Raw genomic sequence first — 23,373 nt, forward strand, 5'->3', positions numbered from 1 at the left:
TCAGGTATAATATTTACAACATGAAACGACTATTTTTATTGATAACGGCACTGACTTGTTTGGCACTGGCGCAGGCTCAATTGTCAGAAGAAGAAAATGCAGCGCTCGACCAATTGATTAATAAGCAAGTTATTTTTGAAGCTGATGAGTTAAGTTCTTCAGCCATTAAGCAAGTGTTCAGTGCCCAATTTTACAAGGTGAAAAGGATGCCTCAGTTTAAAGGTAATGGAGCATATACCGAAGCTTTATTTGTGAAAACCACAGATGACCTGGTTGAAGTTGTTGGGGCTTCAGAACTTATGCCTTACCTGAATACTTCATTTGTGATTAAAAATGAGCAGGATGCAAAGCGTTTACAAGCATCTTTGACCCTTTTGTTGGATGAAGGAAGCGGACGGGAGCAAAGCCTGCTTCAAAAAGAGAACCACTGGATTTTGATTCAAAACGAGTGGTTTGGCGAAAAGCGAGGTTATACTGTTGCGCTTGACGCAGATGGCAAAATTCAGACAATAACCTATTCCGATAATCTTACACTTTAATGCCATGAGAAACTTATATACAATTGTGCTTCTGCTGTACCTGTCATTCATGGTGAGCGCACAAAAAAACTATCCGATAGTTAGTATTGATGATTGCTTGAACCTGAGTTTGATAAATGACGAACCAATGGCTATTGCTATCATCAATAATGGCGAACGAAATCAGTTGGCATTCTATCATATAGAAGAGAAGAAGTGCCTTCAAACTTTTAATGCCCCTTTGCCAGATAAGAAGATTACCCAACTCTTGCCTTGCGACGATGGAATGATATACATATTGACTGCCAAACAAAAAGAAGGGCAACGACGCCCATTGTTTGATGCCATTTATGCCTTTTCGTACAAAAAGGATAGGATTGTAAGGGTTTACGAAGAAACGGAAGATATAACGATGCCGTCTGCAGCTTTGGTGCGAATTAAAATGTATCTGTCGGGCAACCCATTTACCAAACAGCCACGTGTTTTTAATGTGCAAACAAAGTGTTTTGAGCCTTTTTCTGAAGATGCAAACCTACGTCTGTTATTTGCATCAGATGCCAACAAGGCGTGCATCGTTATGCGCGAAAGTGAGTTGAGTGATGATGATACTTGCCCGGTATATTGCCGAAATGAAGCAGGACAAATCAGTGAGCAAATAGGAACCTATGACTCACGTATGGTGATGTCAACTAAGAAAGATGAGAACCGTATGCCCGGGTTAACGATTTCGAATGCAGATTATAATTGGGCTAAAGCGGCTTATGACCAAACAGGTTTTCCTCATTCGGGCTTTTCAATAGCGACACGGCCAGGATTGGCTGACTATTATAGCAGTTTGGCTAATCGGGATGAGCTGAGAACCTTGCTCGGAATGAATTCTACTTATCTGGCAGCCAAGGGTAAGGGGAAAGTTTTTTTCTATAATGTAAAAGAGCCTTGCACGCAAAAGCCGCAAACAGTAAGTGATGAAATGATGGCAGGCATTAAAGAGCATTACAACAATCTTACTTCATATATCAAAACGAAGCTGCAATCCAATGCTTTAAATGAGGTTTTTGATGCCTGTTTTTACTCCATTACCGAGCAGATTCATATGGATGAATACAGCCGCATGGAAGACCATTTTATTGCTTTTTCGCACAATGGTCAGTATGATGTTTTAAAAACGGAGGCTCAGTTGCTGGAATTAATACCACCCCAATTTACCATCGCTAATGAACAGGATGCCATTTTGTTTCAGGATGCTTTAAATACGCTTTACCCTCCTGGAACTTTTGCACAAAAACATATTCAATGCATACAGCAAGAGGGGCAATGGCTCTTTGTGCGCGACGAGTCTTTTGGCGATAAAAAAGGATATATCGTGTCGTTAAACGCTGACAGTCATATCATGAATATTGAAAAAGCCAACAAGCTACCACTATAAATCTTAAAATCAACTTCAACTTATAATTATGAGAAACTTATTAATTATTGCATTGATTTTAATCGGAATCGGTGCCAATGGACAGCAAGCTAAGCGTTATGCGATTAAATCGGGTTATATCAAGCTTGAGTTAACTGGAAACACAACGGGCACCAAAGAAATTTGGTGGGACAATTACGGCAATAAAACCTCTGAGCTTGAAAAATCAACCAGTGTAACCAAGCTATTTGGTATGAAGAGCGAAGAAAAAAAGCATATGCTCACCATTTTGGTTAACGATCGCTATTGGGTGCGCGATTATATCGAAGGAACCGGCACAACGGGTACCGTGCCTGGCTATCAGGATGCGCAGGAGTTTGCCAATTTAATGAGCGAAAAGGAGCAGGAAGAATTTGCGAATAGTGTGCTCGAAGGTATGGGCGGTCAAAGACTGGGACAGGAAAAGGTGGGTAACTACAACTGCGAAGTGTTTACGGTGATGGGGGCCAAATCATGGATTTATAAAGGCATTGCTCTAAAAACAGAAGCCAAAATAATGGGCATCGAAGCCAATGAGAAATACATTGATTTTAAACCGGGAACAAGTGTTTCGGCAAGTAAGTTCTCTGCACCTAAAGATGTTAAGTACGACAACTTAAATGCCATGTCACAAGGGATGTTTGGTGCAATGGAAATGAATATGGGCGATGACGATGAGGAGGAAGATGAAGCGATGGTGCCGGTCAACTATTCGTTTGAGAAGTTTAAAAGTGTGATTAACAGTTTTTCTCATCCTGGTTATAAATGTTTAGGAACCAACTCGATGGAAGGTATTCATGCTGCAAACTTTATGAAAGGCCTGGGCGCTTTAATGGTGGTGGCTACTTCGCGCCAGAATGCAGAACCTGGTGAACACGATAGCTTTGAAGCCTTCACTTCAAGCGGACACAAATGTTTTTATGGCGAAACAGATGATGATGGAACAGCTTTGGTCGTTGAATATCCTAAATACGACATGTATATAACCATTGTAGGTGTGCCCGATCTATCGAAAAACGAGTTATTGGAAATAGAAAAGAAGATGCAGTTTTAAATAACTGCTTCATGTTGTGGGAATGGGCAAGCCGGAGGAGACTCCGGCTTTTGTTATTTAAAGTATAATCATAAACTGAAACTATTTAACACGTATCTACCAACATATAAAACGTTGTAATTAAAGATGGCATTCATTGGTAAAAAAGGGATACATTAATAATTATGGTAATATTCTTTTATAACAAAAGAGATTCCTGTAAGAATAGTATTAGCAAATGGATTTTCCGTTTATTTTTTAAGATTGGGCATTAAATAACAACTAACTAAGAGGCTTGCTTTGCAAGCAAAGTTTTGTCCACTGAGTGTCGCAGATAATCAGTGGAGCATAAAAAAGCCACTCTGATATTTCGGAGTGGCTTGCAACTATAAATTGAATAGTTTAGAACTGGTACATAATTCCTGCATTAATGCTGAAGTAATCCAAATCGCCTAATGTGTATTTAACTTCTCCGGTTAAAAATAAAGCATCGCTTATTGGCATACGACCACCAGCTCCAATGTTAAAGCCAAATTCGCTTCCTTTCGATTCTCCAGTTAAGCCTAATGGAGAATAACCTTCATAACCAATGTATTCAGCGTATTCACTGTATTCATCGACATACTCATTATAAGCACTGCTAACAGCGTTGCCATAATCGAACTTGTAGAAAGTAATATTAATACCGGCTAAACCATAAAGGCAAGTTCCTTCATTGTTCATAAATACATAGTGTCCGTTGAAATCGAGCGCCGAGTAGTTCATATTGTTTTTTTCGAAAAAATAGGTGAAACCACCATCGGCCTCCCAGGTTTCGTTAATCATGTAGAGGCCTTTAATGTTGATACCAATGTTGTCGATGTCCGTAGCATAAGTAAGGCCACCACCTGCCATAATTTTTGATTCCTGTGCCGAAGCTATCGACACCATTGTAACTAAGCCAATTAATAAGAATAATTGTTTCATTTTGAACTCATTTTAAAGATTACGTTTAATTATGGCTCAAAATTAAAGTTCTGAAAGCTGCGTTAAGACTGGCATTTGAATGCGTAGCCTATGGCTTTGAAAGTGTCTGCTTTATTCAGGAATATGCATGGGTTAGTGGATGTTTTCAAGTGAATTAAGCAATGTCTGCTTACGTCGTGCTGAAACGGGAATTTCTTTTTTGTTGTTCAGAATTACAAAACCACCGTCACTTTTATCAATTTTTTTAATAAAATGCAGGTTGACCAGAAAAGACTGATGAGGTCGCACAAAATGGTATTCTTCCAATAAAGCCGCGTATTCTTTCATTGGCTTGGAAACAATGATACTGTTGCCATCTTCTAGCTCAAAAGTGGTGTAGCTGTTGTCACTTTTGCAATACATAATGCTGGCAATATCTACCAGGTGCATGGCTTCAGCTGTTCTTAAAACTATCTTTTTGCTTTGTGTTTTCTTTTCGTAATGGTCCAGAAAGGTATCGTATTGTTGTTCTGCTTCGTCTGCGTTTATTTGCGATAAAGCCCTCTCGATAGCTTGGGTAAACTCAAATTCGTTAACAGGTTTAAGAATGTAGTCGATGGCACTAAACTTAAAAGCTTTAATGGCAAAGTCATTAAATCCAGTGATGAAAATAACTTTAAAGTTGTATGGCTTTACTTGTTGTAAAACATTAAAACCTGTACCACCCTTAATTTCGATATCAAGCAAAACAAGATTGGGTTGTTCATTAGTAATGAGTTGAATGCCAGCTTCAACACCATCTGCTTCACCTACAATGTTTACGTGTGGGAAGTTATCTTTTAACAAGCGGGCGTTTAGCTCTCGCATTTGGGCATCATCGTCTATTATAACTGCTTTAATCATACTTAATTTAATATTGGCAGGTAAACTGTTACCAGCGTTCCACTTTTGTTTTCGTCGCTTAAATCTTTAATAACCGGTTGTGGTAATGCCGGATAGTTGTTTTTAATTATTGCCATCCGTTGCTTAAATATCTCAGTAGCCAGCGATTTATGTAGTTTATTATTGCTATTAGCGGATTGATTGATGCCAATGCCATTATCTTCAATGTTGGCACAAATAAAGTCATCTGTTTCCGAGAATGACAGGGTTATTAGCGCCCCTTCATGCATGTTTTTAATACCGTGTTTGATGGAGTTCTCAATAAATGGCTGAAGGAGCATGGGCGGAACATGTATCAATTCTGTTTCCAGGTCTTCAGAGAAGTTTATTTGATATTGAAAAGTGTCTTTCATGCGCATTTGCTCTAATTCCAGGTAGTGCGTCAGGGTTTCAATTTCTTCATCCAAAGTAATTTTATCATTGCTCGAATTGTTAAGAATAGAGCGTGTTAGTTTGGCAAAGTTGCCCATGTAACGAGCTGCTGTTTCGGGTTTGTTCCTGTACATGTAGTTTTGGATGCTGCCTAGCGCATTAAAAATAAAGTGCGGATTCATCTGTGATTTCAATAACTGCTGACGAAGTTTCTCTTCTTGTTGTTGGGCGTTTTTTTTGCGTACCGATAGCATGTAAAACACAAAAGCCAGACTTATTAACAGTAAGGCGATGATAGCAATGCCCAGACGGATGCGTTGTGTCTTTATTTCATTGGCCGATGAAAGTATTTCAATTTGCTGCTCTTTTTGCTGCGTCTGATAGTCTATTTCAAGGTTCTGAATTTGTTTTTGGTATTTAGCTGCATTCAAACTGTCTTTCCACGCATTACTTGCCTTGAGATGGGTGTAGGCCAGGGGCCAGTTATCACTTGTTTTGTACAACTGAGTAAACGCCTCATGGATGAGTACCAATTGCTCAATTGAGTGAACATCATTTGCCATATCCTTCGCTTTAGTCAAGGATTTTTCGGCCTGAGAGTATTTTTGTTGAGCTATTTGAATTTTACCTATGTAAGCATAACAAAGCGACAAGTAACGTTTATTTTTATAACGCCTATGAATAGCAATGGCCTGGTTAAATATTGATTCAGCTTTTTTGTAATCTCCTTTTTGATAATAAGCCTGCGCCATCAGGTGCAAGGTGACAGCAATGCCTTTATCGTAGTTAAGTTCTTCTTTTATGATTAATGCTTTTTCGAACAGAGGTAAGGCTTCATCAGGTTCATTTCTCATCAGTTGTATTTCACCTAACATACCATAGTTAAAGGCCATGGTTCGTTTGTCATTTCGACGTTCTGCTATCTGGTTTGATTTTTCAAGATGATAACTGGCTTTGTCAAGTTCGTTTTGAGCGAGATAAGTGGCGCCTAAAGTATTGTGTGTAAAAGAAGCTGATTTGTCGTTGCCCAGAAGCTCCTGCATCGCTAGTGCTTTATGGAAATAGGGCAACGCCAGGATGTTTAAATCCTGCTTGCGATAGGCTTGTCCCAGGTTGTTATAGTTGTAGCACATTTGTAGAGTGTCACCCAGTAATTTGGCGATTTCCAAGGAGCGCTGGTGGAGCATAATCGCTTCATCATACGACTCGTTGTATCGCTTCTGAAGTCCCAGGAAATCATAGGCTTTCATTAAGCCATACTGATAGTCTGCATGGCTGGCTTTAAGTATAAAATCTTCTAAAAAAGGTTCGTAGTTATTGCCAATTTTTCGCCTGCACCGTCTTATTTTAGTTAAAGCGGCATGCAGCTTGGCTGTATCATTACTAGCCTCGTTAAGTGTTAATCGGATGGTGTCACAAATCAGCTCTGATTTGCTTTTTGTTTGGGCAGGAGCAGAGTTACCACAAAACAATATGAAAATACCTGGCAAAAAAATATACCAAAACCGACTTGGCAAAATTAGTTGATTCAAAATAGTCATTTTAGGGTGCTTTGATTACAAGATTTGTCAAATCTTATTCGTAAAAATAAATACATATTATCTATTAATTTGAGACATTTGATTAACGAAGCCTTTCAGATTGTGATTACAATATATTCATTGATTAATCGAATGTTTTATTGAATTATTCAGGAGTGTATTTCCTCTTACTTCTCTGTGTTTTTTTCTTATCTTCAAAGCCTTAAATAATTCGTTATCATGTATAAATCATTAGTGAAAATAACCTTAATGGCAATGATGAGTTGGTTGATAATCAGCCCATCGGTAGCCGATGAAAAAAAGAAACTGGATGCTTCCGTTTATGACGGGTGGAAATCAATTGACAGGGGATATTCGATATCCAATGATGGTGCGTTTGTATCTTACGTTATCAAACCGCAAAAAGGCGATAGCTATCTATACTTATACAATGTAAAGACAGGAGAGCTGGATTCAATTCCACGTGGTAAATCGCCTGTTTTCTCTGAGAGTAATCAGTTTTTAGCTTTTCGTGTTGAGGCTCAGGCTGATTCAGTTCGTGCTTTAAAATTAAAGAAAACGAAGAAGGACAAAATGCCGAAGGATAGTTTGTTTATTCGCCATTTGACCACTGGAGAAATCACTACCATAGCGGGAATAAATAAATGGAGTGCCCCTAAAAAAGGTGGCGACTGGTTGGCTTATATGCTCGAAAAAGAAGCCAAAAAGAAAGAAGAGCCTAAAGATACCACAAAGGTAGAAGAGGAGGCCGAAGAAGAGAAGAAGGAAGAGAAAAAGGAAAAAGAGGGTAAAGACAAGAAGAAAAAGTCATTCAAGTCGAAAGGCAAGCCGCTTGTATTTTACCGTCCTTCAAGCAAGGATAGTCTGTATCTCGAAAAAGTGAATCATTATGTATTGGCCGAAGATGGTTCGGCTGCTTATGTAGTGCAAAGTGTTGGCGATACAACTGAAGTGTCGAAGGTGCTGAAATTTAACCCAACAACCTTTACTGTTGATACGCTTTTTAAAGAAATTGGTAAGATTGAGAAAATTGCCACTGCCTACGATGGCCAGCAATGTGCTTTCTTCTTTTCGCCTGATACTGCTGAAACAAAAGTCTATCGTTTGTATCATTTGGGTTTGAAGATGAAAGCGCCCCAAATGATTATTGATACCATGCATGCTGCTATGCCTGCCGAATGGTCGGCTCGTACAAAAGGAAGTTTGAGCTTTTCTAAAAATGGTGAGCGCTTGTTTTTTGAAGCAGGTAAGCGTCCGGCTGAAGAACCCAAAGATACTTTAACAACTGATGAAAAAACACACGTTGATATCTGGAACTGGAAAGATTTGGATATTCAGCCAATGCAGAAAAAAAATCTGAAGCGAGAGAAAGATCCAACTTACGATTGCGTGTATCACATCAAGAAAAAGCGTGTGGTACAATTGGGCGGTGAAAGTTTGAAATCTATCCGCTTATTAGAAAAGGGTAATGGCAATATTGCTATTGGTACAGATAATACGCCTTATCGCTGGGCACGTACTTTTTCGGGACGTTGGACAACCGACTATTATACGGTTAATGTGACAACCGGAGAGCGCAAGTTGCTACTAAAAGATCAGTCTGGTGAAGTAGAAATATCTGAAAATGGTCAATGGGCTGTTTACTACAATCCGACCGAGGATGCGTATTACTCTGTTGATATCAAAACAGCTACTAAGCGCTTGATTTCTAAAGGAACCAATGTAGTTTTTGCCGATGAATTGCATGATACGCCAAATGAAGCTAATGCCTATGGTATTGAAGGATTTTCTGCTGATGGTAAATTTGTAATTGTTGCCGACCGTTACGATTTATGGAAGTTAGATTTAACAGGAAAGGCCAACGCTGTATGCCTGACAAACGGTGAAGGCAGAAAAAATACCACCGAGTATCGCTATGTAAAGTTGGATAAAGAAGAAAAGTACATCGACTTAGGTTCAAAATTACTATTGGAGACTTTTAACGATGTCAACAAACAAGCTGGTTTCTCCTATTTGTCAGGTAATACCATTACAGAAATCATGATGGGTGATTACCGTGTTTATGCTCCAATTAAAGCTAAAAATGCCGATGTGATGGCATGGCGCAAGTCAACCTACACTCAATATCCGGAGTTGCTCATTTGTAGTGGGAACTTAAACGATTCGAAAGTAATTAGTAATACCAATCCACAGCAGAAGGACTACATTTGGGGTAATATTGAATTGGTTGACTGGATTGCTTCAGATGGATTGAAACACCAGGGCTTATTGATCACACCTGAAAATATGGATCCTAATAAGAAATATCCGATGGTATCGTATTTCTACGAGCGCTATTCTGATAACCTGCACGGCTATCGCTCACCAGCTCCAAGTCGTTCAACGGTTAACTGGAATTTCTATGCTTCTAATGGATACGTTATTTTTGTGCCGGATATCTTCTACCGCGATGGTGATCCTGGTTTGTGCGCTTATGAAGCCATTGTAAGTGGTTGTTTGGCCATGGCCGATCGTTACGAATTTATAGACCGTGAAAACATGGGTATCCAGGGACAAAGCTGGGGTGGCTACCAGGTAGCTTATTTGGTAACGCGTACCAACCTGTTTAAAGCCGGAATGGCTGGAGCCCCGGTTAGTAACATGACCAGTGCCTATGGCGGTATTCGCTGGGGAACAGGTATGAGCCGACAGTTTCAGTACGAAAGAACTCAAAGCCGTATTGGAGGTACTTTATGGGATAAAACCAGTAAGTACATCGAAAACTCACCTGTATTCTTTGCTCCTCAGGTGGAAACACCTCTGCTAATGATGCATAACGATAATGATGGTGCGGTGCCTTGGTATCAGGGTATTGAGTATTACATGGCCCTTCGTCGTTTGGAAAAACCAGTTTGGATGTTGGTGTATAACGATGAAGAACACAACCTGACGCGAAGAGCTAATTCTAAGGATTTAAGCATTCGTATGATGCAGTTCTTTAATCACTACCTTAAAGGAGAGCCAATGCCAGTGTGGATGCACGATGGTGTGCCAGCTGTTAAGAAAGGAAAAGATTTAGGGTACGATTTAGTGGAATAATCAGATTTGAAGTTAAATAAATCAAGCGCCGTAATGATAGCATTACGGCGCTTTTTTTTTGATTAGACAATAATTCAAAGTGAATATTTCATGCTTTGATAATGAACAATTAATTTTTACTGTTGACTAATAGGTTTTTTTTCACATAAATTGCAGTGAATTTTGCTCAACGGAACAAAAGACAAATAACGAACCTATTAATTGACCAAGAAAAGTATAAGTTATGAGAAAAGTTTTAATGATTATGATGATGGCAATGGTTGTAGTGATTGCCGGAGCTCAAGAAAAAGAAAGCAAAGGAATGTGGATTGGTGGTGGTTTTGGTTTAAATGGTGGTGATGCTGATGGTTGGAACCTAAGCCCGCAATGGGGAATGATGTTTAATGAAAATATGGGACTTGGAGCTAATTTAATCCTAACAGATGATGATTGGATGGTTGAACCCTATTTCCGCTATTACATGGGTATAACAGATAATTTTAAATTCTTTGCAGATGGAGCTGTAGCATTTGGTGGAAATGATGATTATAGCATGTTTCAAATACAAGTGAGGCCTGGAGTGCAGTATTGGTTTACTCCAAAATGGTCATTAGCAGCGGCTACTCCGTTATTATCTTTCTATAGTAGAAACTATGATAGTGATGCTTTAGAAGATATTAGTACCTCGTTTCTGGGATTAGATGCAACAAACTTATCTTTTTCGTTGTATTTCCACTTTTAGGGTGATATAATATTAAAGTTAAGGCCCTCATCATTGGTTTGATGAGGGCTTTTCTTTTTATTCAAAATTCTTTAACACAAAAGCTCTGAAACCAATTAATATTAATCGTATATTTATCATACCCTTTCAGCAATTCAAATCCTTTGAATTAATATGCTTATGCCAAATCATATCGCTAAAATTGATGCCTTTCTTGAACCGTATAGAGCCACAATAGATAACCGAGTTAAAGCTGCTTTAGAAAAAGAAGATAAACTGATCGATACTTCTTTGTATGACTTTGCCAATGGTTATCAGTATTTTGGTTTGCATCTCGATGCTGATGGTTGGGTAATTCGCGAATGGGCTCCACATGCTTCCGCTATTTATCTGATTGGAGATTTTTCCAATTGGGAAGAAGATGAATCTTTCCTGTTTAATAGGATCGAAAACGATGTATTTGAATTACATGTTGGCAAAGGTGTTATCTCACATCAAATGCTATACAAGTTAAAGGTCGTTTGGCCCAATGGCAGTGGAGAACGTATTCCGGTTTGGGCTACGCGATTAAAGCAGGACGAAACAACTAAATTGTTTACAGCACAACTATGGAATCCGGATAAGCCCTATGAATGGAAGAACGATAACCAGCGAAAAAAGGTAGAAGTACCACTTATTTATGAGGCACATATTGGTATGGCCACCGAAAAAGAGGGTGTTGGAACGTACAACGAATTTACTGCAGAGACTTTACCTCGTGTTAAAAAAGCAGGTTATAATACCATTCAGTTGATGGCCATACAGGAGCATCCTTACTATGGTTCTTTTGGTTATCATGTATCCAGTTTGTTTGCTCCCTCATCACGCTTTGGTACGCCCGATGAATTAAAAGAATTGATTGATACGGCTCATGGTATGGGCATAGCTGTGATAATGGATATTGTGCATTCGCACGCGGTTAAAAACGAGTTGGAAGGCATCGGCTTGTTCGATGGTTCGCCCTACCAGTTTTTTCATGATAATGAACGTAGAGAGCATGTGGCATGGGATTCGTTGTGTTATAACTATGCCAAACATGAAGTTTTACACCTGTTGTTGTCCAATGTCAAATATTGGCTGGAGGAATTTCATTTCGATGGCTATCGTTTCGATGGAGTCACCAGTATGTTGTACCTCGACCACGGCCTGGAGCGCAGTTTTACCGATTATAAGCAATATTTTGATGGTGGTCAGGATGAAGATGCTTTGACTTATTTACTGCTGGCCAATAAGCTAATGAAGCAATGTAATCAAAACAGCATTAGCATAGCCGAAGAGATGAGTGGTTATCCGGGGCTGGCAACTCCAATCGAACAAGGAGGAATAGGTTTTGATTACCGCCTGGCCATGGGAACTCCTGACTTCTGGATTAAGCTGATTAAAGAGCAAAAAGATGAAGAATGGTCAGTAGGCCATATTTTCTACGAATTATCGAACAAACGGACTGAAGAGAAAACCATTAGTTATGCTGAGTCGCACGACCAGGCTTTAGTGGGTGATCAAACGATCATATTCCGACTGGTAGGTGCAGACATGTATTGGGCCATGAGCAAAAACGATACAAGCTTGTCCATCGATAGAGGTATTGCACTGCATAAAATCATTCGTTTATTAACATTTTGCTGTGCCGGCAATGGTTACCTTAATTTCATGGGCAATGAATTTGGCCATCCCGAGTGGATCGACTTTCCGCGTGAGGGCAACAACTGGTCCTACAAATATGCCCGTCGCCAGTGGAGTTTGGTCGATAACCCGGAGTTGCGATTTGTATTGCTTGATGCATTTGATAAAGCCATGATTGCCTTGCAGCACCATGAGCAGTTTATTAACGAAGCTCATATTGATTGTTTGGAAGCAAATGATGGAGATCAGGTACTCGCCATACGTCGAAAGAACCTACTATTTGTATTCAACCTAAACCCAACAGAGTCGTTTACTTTTTATGGAATACCTGCTGCAGCTGGTAAATACAATATTATTCTCAACTCTGATGATGCTGCTTTTGGTGGTTTCAATCGGGTTGATGAAAGTATTGATTATTACACACGACCCGAAGCACAAATGTCGAGCAGGCATCGTGTGCATTTGTATTTGCCGAACCGAACAGCGCTTGTTCTAAAACATACACCACCCAAAAGCTTATTTTAATATGCAAAGTCAAAAAGTAATAGTGTATCAGCTTTTTCCGCGATTATTTGGGAATAAAACAACCCAAATGAAGGTTGATGGAAGTAGAAGTGAGAATGGAAGCGGTAAGTTTATCGATATTAACAACTCGGGCTTGCGTGAACTAAAAAAAATGGGCATTACGCACCTGTGGTATACCGGTGTGATTGAACATGCTGTCGTTGAAGGCTATCCGGAAAATAGTATCCCGTCTGGTAATCCGCTGGTAATAAAAGGGAAAGCGGGTTCGCCCTATGCCATAAAAGACTATTACGATGTTGATCCTGATTTGGCCGAAGATGTCGCTACCCGTATGGATGAATTTGAGGCTTTAATTGACCGCACGCATAAAACAGGTTTAAAAGTAATAATTGATTTTGTGCCCAATCACCTGGCGCGAGAGTATGCTTCAGACGCCAAACCGGAAGAACTGAACGATTTTGGTGTTGATGATGATACATCAAAATTGTTTGATGTGAAAAATAATTTCTATTACCTGCCAGGTAAATCCCTGCAATTGTCCGATGAGATAAAAAGCCGTTTCCCTGGTGTGACGTATGAGGAAAAAGTGGCTAGAGCAACCGGTAACGATCAGTTTACCTCTTCTCCCGGTATCAACGATTGGTACGAGACCGTAAAGCTTAACTACGGTATAGACTATTCAGCGGGAGGCAAAAAATATTTTGAGCCCATTCCTGATACCTGGTTGAAGATGAAACATGTTTTGCACTATTGGGCAGGAAAAGGTGTTGATGGTTTCCGCTGTGACATGGTAGAGATGGTGCCGGTTGAATTCTGGAATTGGGTCATACCACAAATTAAACACGCCTTTCCGTGGTTGATTTTTATTGGTGAAGTATACAATCCGAAGTTGTACAGCGCTTACATTCGACAAGGGAAGTTTGATTACTTATATGATAAGGTTGGCCTCTACGATACATTGGTAGGGGTAATAAGAGGCCATCGTTCTGCAAAAGATATTTCAGAATGCTGGCAGCAATTAGACGGATTAGACAGGAATATGTTGCGCTTTTTGGAGAACCATGATGAGCAGCGGCTGGCATCGCGGTTTATTGCGGGCGATCCACAGCGGGCAATACCGGGTATGGCCGTATCTGCCTTTATGCACCAGGGACCATTGATGATTTATAACGGTCAGGAAGTGGGTGAGATAGGCGAGGGGCCAACAGGGTATAGTGGTGACGATGGCAGAACCACCATTTTTGATTATTGGCATATGCCCGAGCATCAGAAATGGATGAATAATGGTTTGTTTGATGGGGCTTTATTATCGGCGAACCAGCGCCTATTGCGACAGGAATATATTAATATTAATATGTTGTGTGCAGAATCGGCCATTACAGAAGGCTTATTCTATGATGTAATGTGGCATAATTCAGATAATGATGCGTTTAATTCGGATAAACTGTATGCATTTTTGCGTTATAGCAAGCAGCAAAAACTATTGATTGTAGCTAATTTTGACACTGCAGAACAAAAGGCTTCTGTGCAATTTCCTGCCCATGCATTAGAAACATTGGGTATTCCTCGTCCGGTAAAAATTGACTTTAAAGACTTGAATAGTGCCAGGAATGTGACGGCCGGGAGCGAAGAGATAATCAGTACTGGTGTCGAGCTTATTATACCGGGATTGGACTACCTGGTGCTGGAGATGGAGTATTAGATGCTAGTAGTTTAGAGTTTCGGTTTCCAGTTTTGAGTTACCGGTTTCTGGTTTCGGGTTTTGAACCTTGAACCCCAAACCCAGAACCCCAAACAGTAAACCCTCACCGGACTCCGAGCATCGGATTTTTTAAATTCTTCAAATCCCCAAAATCAATGTATCTTTGCGCGCTATGAAGCTATTTAAAGGACTCACTGGCAATGAAGCGCGCACTTTACGCTTGCATTTGTTTTACAGCAGTATTGATGGGATTGCCAGTGGTGCATTGATTCTGAATGAGTTTATCTTTATTAAATCGCTGAAAGGTTCTAATGTGCAGTTGGCCTTTTTATTTCAGTTTAGCATGGTGGTGTTTTTGTTTGCCATGCTGGCCAATGAAGTGATGCGTCGTTTTTCGAATCGTCAACGCTTTTTACGCATAACCGGCATTATCACGCGCCTTCCACTGGTTGGTTTCGCCTTCTTCCCCAATGTTACCGGAGAGAACGGCTTAGAGCCCATTTATCACCTGATTTTTTTAACCGTCTTTTTACTATTTCACACCTCTAAGATAGCCGTGGTGCCTTCAATCAATCAATACTTGAAAGGCAATTACCGGCACGAGTTGTTTGGAAAACTCTTTGGCTATGCCACCACCTTCAATAAAGTGTGCGTGCTATTATCTACCTTTTTAGTGGGTGAGTTGCTGCACCTTAATCCTAATTCATACAAGCTTTTCTACCCGGTCGTGGGGGTCTTAGGTGTGATATCTGTTTACCAGCTCACAAAGATTGAATTTATTCAAAAAGCTGAGACGATCACCAAACCTATCTGGCATGCAGTGGGCGATTCGTTCAGGCGAATTTTGGAGATACTGAGAAATAACAAACCCTTCCGTCATTTAGAGATAGGTTTTATCCTCTATGGTTTTGCCTGGATGAGTACGCATGCGGTGGTAACCATTTTCTATAAAGAAGCACTGGATGTTAACTATCCAACGGTAGCCTTTTATAACATTTTGTTTAACCTGGTGGCGATTGTGTTATTGCCGTTATTTGGCAAGCTGATAGGTAGCCGTGACCCGCGCCGTTTTGGTATATTAACGTTTGGCTCCTTGATGCTTTTTATCGTGTTTACGGCCTTAACCGAGTATTTTCCCTATTACTTTGAGGTGTGGAACTATAAGATTTACTACCTGTTTTTGGTGGCCCTATTCTTTAACGGCGTGTTTATGGGAAGTATGCCTATTTTGTGGGGTATTGGCAGTAGCTATTTTTGTAAGCCACACGAGGCGGCCGATTACCAATCAGTCCATTTGTTTTTAACAGGTTTCAGAGCCTTGTTTGCGCCAATCATCGGCATTAAACTTTATGAATGGTACGGGTTCAGTGTTACCTATGCTGTTGGTATTGTGTTGTTGATATTCGCTATACTATTAATGATCTATTCGGAGAAGAAAATAAAAGTAAATGCGAAAGGATAGGGGACGGAAGATATAAGATTCAAGACGCAAGATAAATTGACCATTAATCATTTACAATTAACCATTAAATATGTACGCTGGCAATATTACAAAGCTTTACCTGATTAAAATAGCCAAATGGTTTATGCTAACCATGCCTATCCTGCTGCTTTTTTTCCAGGATTTAGGTTTTACCGTTGAGGAGTCGTTTCAGCTAAAAGCCATTTACAGTATTGCCATTGTTGTATTTGAAATTCCGTCGGGTTATGCGGCTGATGTGCTGGGGCGAAAACGTACTTTAATCATCGGAAGTATATTGGGCACTTTGGGTTTTGCTATTTACTCTTTCACTTCAGGTTTCTACGCTTTTTTAGCTGCTGAGCTGATTCTGGGCGTTGGGCAAAGTTTTATTAGTGGAGCCGATTCAGCCTTGTTATACGACAGTTTAAAGGCCGATGGACGCGAAAACGATTACCTGAAATACGAAGGGCGTAATTTCTCTGTTGGTAACTTTAGTGAAGCTATCGCCGGTTTTATGGGAGGAGCATTAGCCGAAATCAGTTTACGCACCCCTTTCTTTTTTCAAACAGGAATCGCTTTTATTGCTGTGCCGGCCGCTTTTATGCTGGTAGAACCACAGCTCTATACGCGCACACAAAAAGCCACCTGGAAAGATATTTGGAATGTGGTGAAATATGCCATGATTGAGAATAAGAGCTTACGGTATAATATCATCTATTCGTCCATCATTGGTTCGGCCACACTCACCATGGCCTGGGTTTATCCGCTTTATTTAAAGGAAATTGGTTTTCGTGAGATTCATATTGGTTCGGCCAGTACGGTCTTGAATCTGGTTGTAGGCATGACCACTTTATTTGCCTATAAAATAGAACAAAAGCTACGGCCTAAATCAACCGTGTGGGGAACGACATTGGTCATAACCGGTGCTTTTATAGCAGCTGGCTTGCTCCATTCGTTATATGTATTGCCAGTGCTGGTGTTCTTTTATTTCTCAAGAGGCATTGCCACACCTGTGTTGAAGGATTATATCAACCGCATTACATCATCCGATATTCGGGCGACAGTACTGTCTTTACGAAGCCTTATCATTCGTGCCAACTTTTCTATACTAGCGCCTTTGTTTGGGTATATGACCGACCGTTTAACCTTAGCCCAGGCTTTTATTATTATTGGTATCATTTTTATGATGCTCACAGGTTCCAGCATCTTCTTATTTCTGCGCTCATTGGAGAAGAATGGAAAATAAATGAGTTGTAGTATTTTGTATTTGAGAATAAAGAGAACAAGTGCGGGGATAGGGAGTAATAATCGGTAACCTTCCAAATCAACAATTAAGCAAATACGTAAATAATAGGCTTTCTAAACCCAATTATTTTACTAAATTCGTTGCCCATTTTTTAACTGAGCACAGTGCAGTTGGCACCACGCGCTAAAACCTAATTTATGAATACCATCTATTTTGAATTACCGCTTATCGAATGGATAGGCTATATTGCTTCAACCATTGTACTGATTTCATTAAGCCTCTCATCCATTGTTAAGCTGCGAATATTTAACCTGATTGGGTCAGCCATATTCTCGTTTTATGGTTTTTACATAGGAGCATTGCCCGTTGGTATTATGAACTTTGTTATTTGTTTGTTCAATATTTACTATTTGCGTTCGCTTCTGTTTAAAAAAGAAGTATTTGAAGGCATCTGGTCCGAAAAGCCCGATGGATACTTACATTTGTTTCTAAATTATCATAAAAAGGATATTCAACGGTTCTTTCCGGATTTTAAAACAGAGCAGGCTGAATCGTCGCAAATACTTATGGCGGTGCGCGATATGAATGTAGCCGGTGTTATGTTGTTGTCGGATAATAAAAACGGAACAGCAGAAGTGTTATTGGATTATGTCACCCCGCAGTATCGCGATTATAAAACCGGTAAATACCTTCTAAAGAAATTCAGACAGCTGATGGTAGATAAAGGCCTAACTCAATTGAATGCACATTCAAACAACGAAATGCACATTAAATATTTGCAGAGAGTAGGATTTGAAAAAGTTGGAGGACAGTTTGAACTGAAGTTGTAATTTGAACCGTTGATAAGTTGATATGATATGTCTAACTCAACTCTGATTTTATTCAATAAAATCTCTCAACTCTCTTTTGCATGCTCGCTGGTTGCGTGGTTTAATGGGTAGAGTCACCCTATTGTTGAGTTTATTGTATAAATCGTGGCACATGACAATACCTTTGGTTAACAATGCTGTTTTCTCCTTACGGGTGATGGTTGACAGGCAGGTAATAGGGTGGAGGTTTTCCAGTTCAATCCAGTCTTTAAGGTTCCCTTTTTCAGGATAATCCCAGCCCAGAAGTGTTAAACCATAATCGCGGCCAAACTTAATGGCATCTTCTGTAAAGCGAGTGTTGGTAATGATCCAGCCTTGCGTATTGGTGTTTTTCAATTGCTCGTCAAAATGACGGACGCGGTTTAAATCATCAAAGCGAGAGCGAATGTACATGGGCACTTTAACATTGGTTTTGGTTCCCTGGTAATTATGAAATTTACACTCAACAAAAATATGCTTGTGCTCAGTGGTGGCCACCACATCAATTTCATGCCTTACACTATAGCCATTGACCAGTTTGCCCACTTCAACCTTGAAACCGCGGGCTTTAAACAACTCGCCCACAAACTGCTCAAAAGGATAACCCGACGGCCCCAGTTGCAATACAGCTTGTTTTAAACGGTAGTTAACGGCTGTTTTTCGCTCCTGCTTTTGCAGCATGCGGTAAGCTTTGGTATAAATATCTCTTGTCAACATGCCATCGTGCAATTCCAGGCTGATAGCTTGTAAAATCTGTTTGGCCAGAGGCTCGCTGGCACCCGAACGCACCAATGAATCCACCAGCTTATGCCCTTCGAAATAAACCTGCTCGCCCGAAGCTTTTTGTATAAGGTAATTGGAAAGTGACTTAGTGTGCATGCTGTGAGTTTTGAGTAAAGATAGAGAAAATGTTAAATCGATAAACTGTTGGATTGGTGAATTGTAAGTTGAGAAGTTTAAAAGTTGAAAGGTGTGGTCTACATAACAAACAAAAGCGACCCGTTAAGGCCGCTTTAAATGTTTTCACAACGGAATAATCCTTATTGTGAATTGCTTCAAATTGTATCTCAAATGTAGTTGTTACAATTTTCTTATCCAAATATGGCCTTACAATAATTCAATACCATATTTGCCTAAATAATTGCTTAAGTTTTATTACATTAGTCATAATAATTATTGCGACTAACTCTAAATGTATATAAGTAATGAAGAAAATATTAGGTTTAGATCTGGGTACCACATCTATTGGGTGGGCCTTTGTTAACGAAGCAGAAAACAAAAATGAGGAATCGAAAATAATTAGGTTAGGCGTCAGAGTAAACCCACTTACTACAGATGAACAGCAAGATTTTGAGAAAGGGAAGAGTGTTACGGTTAATGCAGACAGAACTTTAAAGCGTGGGGCTCGTAGGAATTTGGATAGATACCAGCAAAGAAGGGATGAGTTGATTAAGTTATTGACTGATGCGAGACTGATAAATGAAGATACCATTCTAACAGAGTATGGAAGGTTTACTACTCATCAAACTTTAGAGTTAAGAGCAAAGGCGGCTACTGAAAGAATCGAGAAAGAAGAGTTAGCAAGGGTTTTATTGGCAATCAATAAAAAAAGAGGATATAAGAGTAGTCGTAAAGCCAAAAGTGAGGATGAAGGTGCTGTGATTGATGGTATGGAGGTGGCTATGCAGCTTTATGAAAATAGGCAGACGCCGGGACAGTTTTGCCTGGGACTGTTGCAAAAGGGTAAAAAAGTAATGCCTGATTTTTATCGTTCCGATTTAAAGGCTGAGTTTGATGAAATATGGAATTTTCAAAAAGAGCATTATCCTGAAGTATTAAGCAATGAGCTTTATAAGGCTATAGAAGGTCAAGGGATGCAAAATACACGTAAGAGATTCTTGGCCATAAAAAATATTTATACAGCAGATAATAAGGGAACGCGAGAAGGTAAGAAATTTACTGCGTATACTTGGAGAAGTCAGGCGGTGAATAACAGGTTAGAATTAAGTGAAGTGGCTTATGTACTAACAGAAATCAATAACGATTTGAATAAATCGAGTGGTTATTTGGGAGCCATCAGCGATCGTAGTAAGGAACTGTATTTTAATAAAGAAACGGTTGGACAGAACTTATTTCACCAGATACAACAAAATCCTCATACACGATTGAAAAGTCAGGTGTTTTATCGTCAGGATTATTTAGATGAATTTGAAAGAATTTGGGAAACGCAGAAACAATTTCATTCTGAATTAACAGAAACGTTAAAATCTGATATTAGAGATACGATTATTTTTTATCAGCGTAGGTTAAAGTCCCAAAAAGGCTTGATTAGTTTCTGTGAGTTTGAAAGTAAACAGATTGAGGTTGAAATTGAAGGAAAGAAGAAAGTTAAAACGATAGGGATGCGTGTTGCACCCAAATCATCTCCTTTGTTTCAGGAGTTTAAAATATGGCAGATTCTCGCCAATGTTGAAGCAAAAAATAAAGAAACCAAAGAGATACTAAACCTAAATCAAGAGCAAAAACAACTTCTTTTTGATGAGCTTAATATTAGGGGTGGTTTGTCAAAGGCTCAAGCGCTTGACTTAATAACTGATAACCCTAAAAAGTGGGATTTAAATTATAGAATGCTTGAGGGTAATAAAACCAATCAGGCATTTTACGAAACGTACCAGTCTATTTTACGTCACGAAGGAAATGATACTCTCGATTTTAATAAATTAAGTGCGTCAGAAATAAAAAATGTAGTGTTTTCTATTTTTTCGTCATTAGGTATAAGAACCGAAATACTAAGTTTTAACGCTGAGTTGGATGGGAAAGTATTTGTGAATCAACCATTTTATCAACTTTGGCATTTGTTATATTCCTACGAAGGAGATAATTCCAATACTGGGAATGATTCTTTGTACAAAAAGTTAGAAGAGAAATTCGGGTTTAAAAAGGAACATGCCCAATATCTGATTAATATAGATTTACAAGACGACTATGGAAGCCTGTCTACCAAATCTATTCGCAAAATATTCCCTTATATAAAAGAAAACAATTATAGCGAAGCTTGTGCCTTGTCGGGGTATAATCACTCTAAATCGTTAACCAAAGACGAGAACGAACAGCGTAAGCTGAAAGATAGATTGGAGTTGCTACCTAAAAACTCGCTGCGTAATCCTGTTGTGGAAAAGATATTGAATCAAATGGTTAATGTTATCAATGCCATTATTGATGACGAAGAATTGGGCAAACCAGATGAAATAAGAATTGAACTGGCAAGGGAATTAAAGAAAAATGCCAAGGAAAGAGCCGAGATGACTCAAAATATCAATAAAGCTAAAATTGAGCATGAGTCTATAAGAAAGAAGTTGCAGAATGAATTTAGTATAGCCAATCCTACCCGAAATGATATTATCAGGTACAGGCTATATCAGGAGCTAAAAAGCCAAGGTTTTAAAACGCTTTATACCAATCAGTATATTTCGCCCGAAAAGCTCTTTTCAAAAGAAATAGATATAGAGCATATAATCCCTAAAGCACGATTGTACGACGATAGTTTTTCTAATAAAACGCTTGAATTCCGTCAAGCTAATATCGATAAGAGTGATGAAACAGCCTATGATTTTGTATTGGATAATTTTGGAGAAGCGGCTTTGGAAAACTATAAAAACAGGGTGGATAATTTATATAAGCTAAACGAGATAAGTAAGGCAAAATATCAAAAGCTTTTAAAAACAAGTGATGAAATAGGTGAAGGCTTTATTGAACGTGATCTACGGGAAAGCCAGTACATAGCAAAGAAAGCAAAAGAAATGTTGCAGGAGCTGTGTCGTACGGTAGTTTCAACAACAGGTAGTATTACCGATACCTTACGAGAAGATTGGGGATTGATAAATACCATGAAAGAATTGAATCTCGATAAATACAAAGCATTAGGATTAACAGAGGTTCATGAAAACAGAGATGGTAAAAAGATAGAGCGCATTAAAGACTGGACTAAGCGTAACGACCATCGGCATCATGCTATGGATGCTTTAACGGTTGCCTTTACTAAGCACAATCATATTCAATATTTGAATAATTTACATGCTCGAAAAAACGAACATCATAAAAAGCATGGTAATATTATAGCCATTGAGAAAAAAGAGCTTTGCCGTGATGAGAATGGGAAAAAGAAGTTTAATTTGCCGATGCCTCACTTCAGAACCCAAGCCAGGGAGCATTTAAACAATATTCTTATTTCGCATAAGGCCAAAAACAAGGTGGTTACCCGAAATAAAAATAAAATAAAAGGTAGTGATATTGTACAAACTGCATTGACTCCCCGTGGGCAGTTACATCTGGAAACTGTTTACGGTAAATCACTTAAATACCAAACAAAAGAAGTGGCTGTAGGTACTAAGTTTGATGCTGATACTATTGCAATGGTTGCCAATAAAATCTATCGTGAAGCTTTGTTGAAAAGGTTGGCGGGAAATGGCAATGACCCCAAGAAAGCTTTTGGAGGTAAGAACAGTCTTAAAAAGAATCCGGTTGTATGTGCTAACAATACCAAGGTGCCCGAAAAAGTAAAGCTGGTATGGCTTGATAAGCAATATACAATCAGAAAAGATATTACTCCTGATTTAAAAATTGATAAAGTAATCGACAAGGGAATTCAGAATTTATTGAAGAAAAGACTTGAGGCATTTGGAGGAAATACAAAAGAAGCCTTTTCAAATCTAGATAAGAACCCAATCTGGTTAAACAAAGAAAAAGGTATTGCTATAAAGAGGGTAACTATTTCAGGTATTAATAATGCAGAAGCGTTACATGTAAAAAGCGACCATTTAGGAAAGCCAATTACTGATGATAATGGTCAAAATGTGCCGGTTGACTTTGTTAATACCGGTAACAACCATCATGTCGCTATTTACAAAGATGAAAAAGGGAATCTACAGGAAGAAGTAGTTTCGTTTTACGAGGCTGTCGCTCGGGTTAATGCAGGTGTTCCCATTATAAAAACGGAACATGAAAAAGGTTGGTCGTTTCTGTTTACCATGAAACAAAACGAGATGTTTGTTTTTCCATCGGATGACTTTAATCCTAATGAGGTGGACTTGTTAAATACGGATAACTATTGTTTGATAAGTCCTAATTTGTTTAGGGTGCAAACACTATCTGTTGTTAGGTATGGTAATAATACAATAAGAGACTTTAAATTTAAGCATCATTTAGAGACAATAGCGACCGAGAATAAAGTAATGAAGGGTATAACTTACCATCAAATAAAAAGTTTAGAACCACTTTCGAAGATTATTAAAGTCAGAACCAATCATTTAGGAAAAATAGTTCATGTAGGTGAATAGCATATTTTTAGCGGTTTCG

Annotated in this window: 15 protein-coding genes; 11 read left to right on the forward strand and 4 right to left on the reverse strand. The window is 39.1% G+C overall.

What is annotated here, in order from left to right:
• Positions 1-20 precede the first annotated feature (20 nt).
• Genes J1N10_RS06435 through J1N10_RS06445 form a run of 3 tightly spaced genes read left to right on the forward strand, consistent with a single transcriptional unit; the run spans position 21 to position 3,016 of the window.
• On the forward strand, positions 21-539 hold the full coding sequence (locus J1N10_RS06435) for a hypothetical protein (RefSeq protein ID WP_262325863.1): 519 nt from the start codon (positions 21-23) through the stop codon (positions 537-539).
• A 4-nt stretch (positions 540-543) separates the two neighbouring features.
• Positions 544-1,944, forward strand: a complete 1,401-nt coding sequence (locus tag J1N10_RS06440) for a hypothetical protein (protein WP_262325864.1) — start codon at positions 544-546, stop codon at positions 1,942-1,944.
• Between the two features lie 28 nt (positions 1,945-1,972).
• The gene (locus tag J1N10_RS06445; RefSeq protein ID WP_262325865.1) at positions 1,973-3,016 is read left to right on the forward strand and encodes a hypothetical protein; all 1,044 of its coding nucleotides are present in this window, start codon (positions 1,973-1,975) and stop codon (positions 3,014-3,016) included.
• A gap of 381 nt (positions 3,017-3,397) precedes the next feature.
• Here the strand turns inward: J1N10_RS06445 and J1N10_RS06450 are convergent, their stop codons facing one another.
• The 3 genes from J1N10_RS06450 to J1N10_RS06460 all read right to left on the reverse strand — a co-directional run bounded on the left by J1N10_RS06450 (position 3,398) and on the right by J1N10_RS06460 (position 6,786).
• The gene (locus J1N10_RS06450; RefSeq protein ID WP_262325866.1) at positions 3,398-3,961 is read right to left on the reverse strand and encodes a porin family protein; all 564 of its coding nucleotides are present in this window, start codon (positions 3,959-3,961) and stop codon (positions 3,398-3,400) included.
• Between the two features lie 132 nt (positions 3,962-4,093).
• A complete protein-coding gene (locus J1N10_RS06455; protein ID WP_262325867.1) occupies positions 4,094-4,843 on the reverse strand; it encodes a LytR/AlgR family response regulator transcription factor in 750 nt (249 codons plus the stop codon).
• A 2-nt stretch (positions 4,844-4,845) separates the two neighbouring features.
• Positions 4,846-6,786: a tetratricopeptide repeat-containing sensor histidine kinase gene (locus J1N10_RS06460; protein ID WP_262325868.1), complete on the reverse strand. Its 1,941-nt coding sequence runs from the start codon at positions 6,784-6,786 to the stop codon at positions 4,846-4,848.
• Positions 6,787-7,014: 228 nt separating this feature from the next.
• Between J1N10_RS06460 and J1N10_RS06465 the strand changes: the two genes are divergently transcribed.
• The 7 genes from J1N10_RS06465 to J1N10_RS06495 all read left to right on the forward strand — a co-directional run bounded on the left by J1N10_RS06465 (position 7,015) and on the right by J1N10_RS06495 (position 18,000).
• Entirely contained in the window at positions 7,015-9,873 is a 2,859-nt protein-coding gene (locus J1N10_RS06465; RefSeq protein ID WP_262325869.1) for a S9 family peptidase, read from the forward strand.
• A 223-nt stretch (positions 9,874-10,096) separates the two neighbouring features.
• The gene (locus tag J1N10_RS06470; RefSeq protein WP_262325870.1) at positions 10,097-10,594 is read left to right on the forward strand and encodes a hypothetical protein; all 498 of its coding nucleotides are present in this window, start codon (positions 10,097-10,099) and stop codon (positions 10,592-10,594) included.
• Between the two features lie 159 nt (positions 10,595-10,753).
• Positions 10,754-12,760, forward strand: a complete 2,007-nt coding sequence (locus tag J1N10_RS06475) for an alpha amylase C-terminal domain-containing protein (protein ID WP_262325871.1) — start codon at positions 10,754-10,756, stop codon at positions 12,758-12,760.
• Position 12,761: 1 nt separating this feature from the next.
• Positions 12,762-14,462, forward strand: coding sequence for an alpha-amylase family protein (locus J1N10_RS06480; RefSeq protein WP_262325872.1), 1,701 nt, complete (start codon positions 12,762-12,764; stop codon positions 14,460-14,462).
• A gap of 172 nt (positions 14,463-14,634) precedes the next feature.
• Positions 14,635-15,924: an MFS transporter gene (locus J1N10_RS06485; protein WP_262325873.1), complete on the forward strand. Its 1,290-nt coding sequence runs from the start codon at positions 14,635-14,637 to the stop codon at positions 15,922-15,924.
• Positions 15,925-15,994: 70 nt separating this feature from the next.
• Positions 15,995-17,170 carry an MFS transporter gene (locus J1N10_RS06490; protein WP_262325874.1) on the forward strand — a complete coding sequence of 392 codons (1,176 nt, stop codon included), beginning with the start codon at positions 15,995-15,997 and terminating at the stop codon, positions 17,168-17,170.
• Positions 17,171-17,367: 197 nt separating this feature from the next.
• Positions 17,368-18,000 carry a GNAT family N-acetyltransferase gene (locus J1N10_RS06495; protein WP_262325875.1) on the forward strand — a complete coding sequence of 211 codons (633 nt, stop codon included), beginning with the start codon at positions 17,368-17,370 and terminating at the stop codon, positions 17,998-18,000.
• Positions 18,001-18,048: 48 nt separating this feature from the next.
• On the opposite strand, the gene J1N10_RS06500 is transcribed toward J1N10_RS06495, so the two are convergent.
• Positions 18,049-18,897 (reverse strand): restriction endonuclease, encoded by an 849-nt coding sequence (locus J1N10_RS06500; RefSeq protein ID WP_262325876.1) that lies wholly within the window; start codon positions 18,895-18,897, stop codon positions 18,049-18,051.
• A gap of 326 nt (positions 18,898-19,223) precedes the next feature.
• On the opposite strand from J1N10_RS06500, the gene cas9 reads away from it, so the two are divergent.
• The gene (gene cas9 / locus J1N10_RS06505; protein ID WP_262325877.1) at positions 19,224-23,354 is read left to right on the forward strand and encodes a type II CRISPR RNA-guided endonuclease Cas9; all 4,131 of its coding nucleotides are present in this window, start codon (positions 19,224-19,226) and stop codon (positions 23,352-23,354) included.
• Positions 23,355-23,373 lie beyond the last annotated feature (19 nt).

It is taken from the genome of Carboxylicivirga litoralis (assembly GCF_025499605.1).
Taxonomy (GTDB): Bacteria; Bacteroidota; Bacteroidia; order Bacteroidales; family Marinilabiliaceae; genus Carboxylicivirga; species Carboxylicivirga litoralis.

What these genes read in the sequence shown, in the direction of transcription:
- J1N10_RS06455 (WP_262325867.1), bottom strand. Translation starts at nt 4,843, where the DNA reads ATGATTAAAGCAGTTATAATAGACGATGATGCCCAAATGCGAGAGCTA.
- J1N10_RS06440 (WP_262325864.1), top strand. Translation starts at nt 544, where the DNA reads ATGAGAAACTTATATACAATTGTGCTTCTGCTGTACCTGTCATTCATG.
- J1N10_RS06470 (WP_262325870.1), top strand. Translation starts at nt 10,097, where the DNA reads ATGAGAAAAGTTTTAATGATTATGATGATGGCAATGGTTGTAGTGATT.
- J1N10_RS06475 (WP_262325871.1), top strand. Translation starts at nt 10,754, where the DNA reads ATGCCAAATCATATCGCTAAAATTGATGCCTTTCTTGAACCGTATAGA.
- cas9 (WP_262325877.1), top strand. Translation starts at nt 19,224, where the DNA reads ATGAAGAAAATATTAGGTTTAGATCTGGGTACCACATCTATTGGGTGG.
- J1N10_RS06480 (WP_262325872.1), top strand. Translation starts at nt 12,762, where the DNA reads ATGCAAAGTCAAAAAGTAATAGTGTATCAGCTTTTTCCGCGATTATTT.
- J1N10_RS06495 (WP_262325875.1), top strand. Translation starts at nt 17,368, where the DNA reads ATGAATACCATCTATTTTGAATTACCGCTTATCGAATGGATAGGCTAT.
- J1N10_RS06490 (WP_262325874.1), top strand. Translation starts at nt 15,995, where the DNA reads ATGTACGCTGGCAATATTACAAAGCTTTACCTGATTAAAATAGCCAAA.
- J1N10_RS06465 (WP_262325869.1), top strand. Translation starts at nt 7,015, where the DNA reads ATGTATAAATCATTAGTGAAAATAACCTTAATGGCAATGATGAGTTGG.
- J1N10_RS06445 (WP_262325865.1), top strand. Translation starts at nt 1,973, where the DNA reads ATGAGAAACTTATTAATTATTGCATTGATTTTAATCGGAATCGGTGCC.
- J1N10_RS06500 (WP_262325876.1), bottom strand. Translation starts at nt 18,897, where the DNA reads ATGCACACTAAGTCACTTTCCAATTACCTTATACAAAAAGCTTCGGGC.
- J1N10_RS06435 (WP_262325863.1), top strand. Translation starts at nt 21, where the DNA reads ATGAAACGACTATTTTTATTGATAACGGCACTGACTTGTTTGGCACTG.
- J1N10_RS06485 (WP_262325873.1), top strand. Translation starts at nt 14,635, where the DNA reads ATGAAGCTATTTAAAGGACTCACTGGCAATGAAGCGCGCACTTTACGC.
- J1N10_RS06450 (WP_262325866.1), bottom strand. Translation starts at nt 3,961, where the DNA reads ATGAAACAATTATTCTTATTAATTGGCTTAGTTACAATGGTGTCGATA.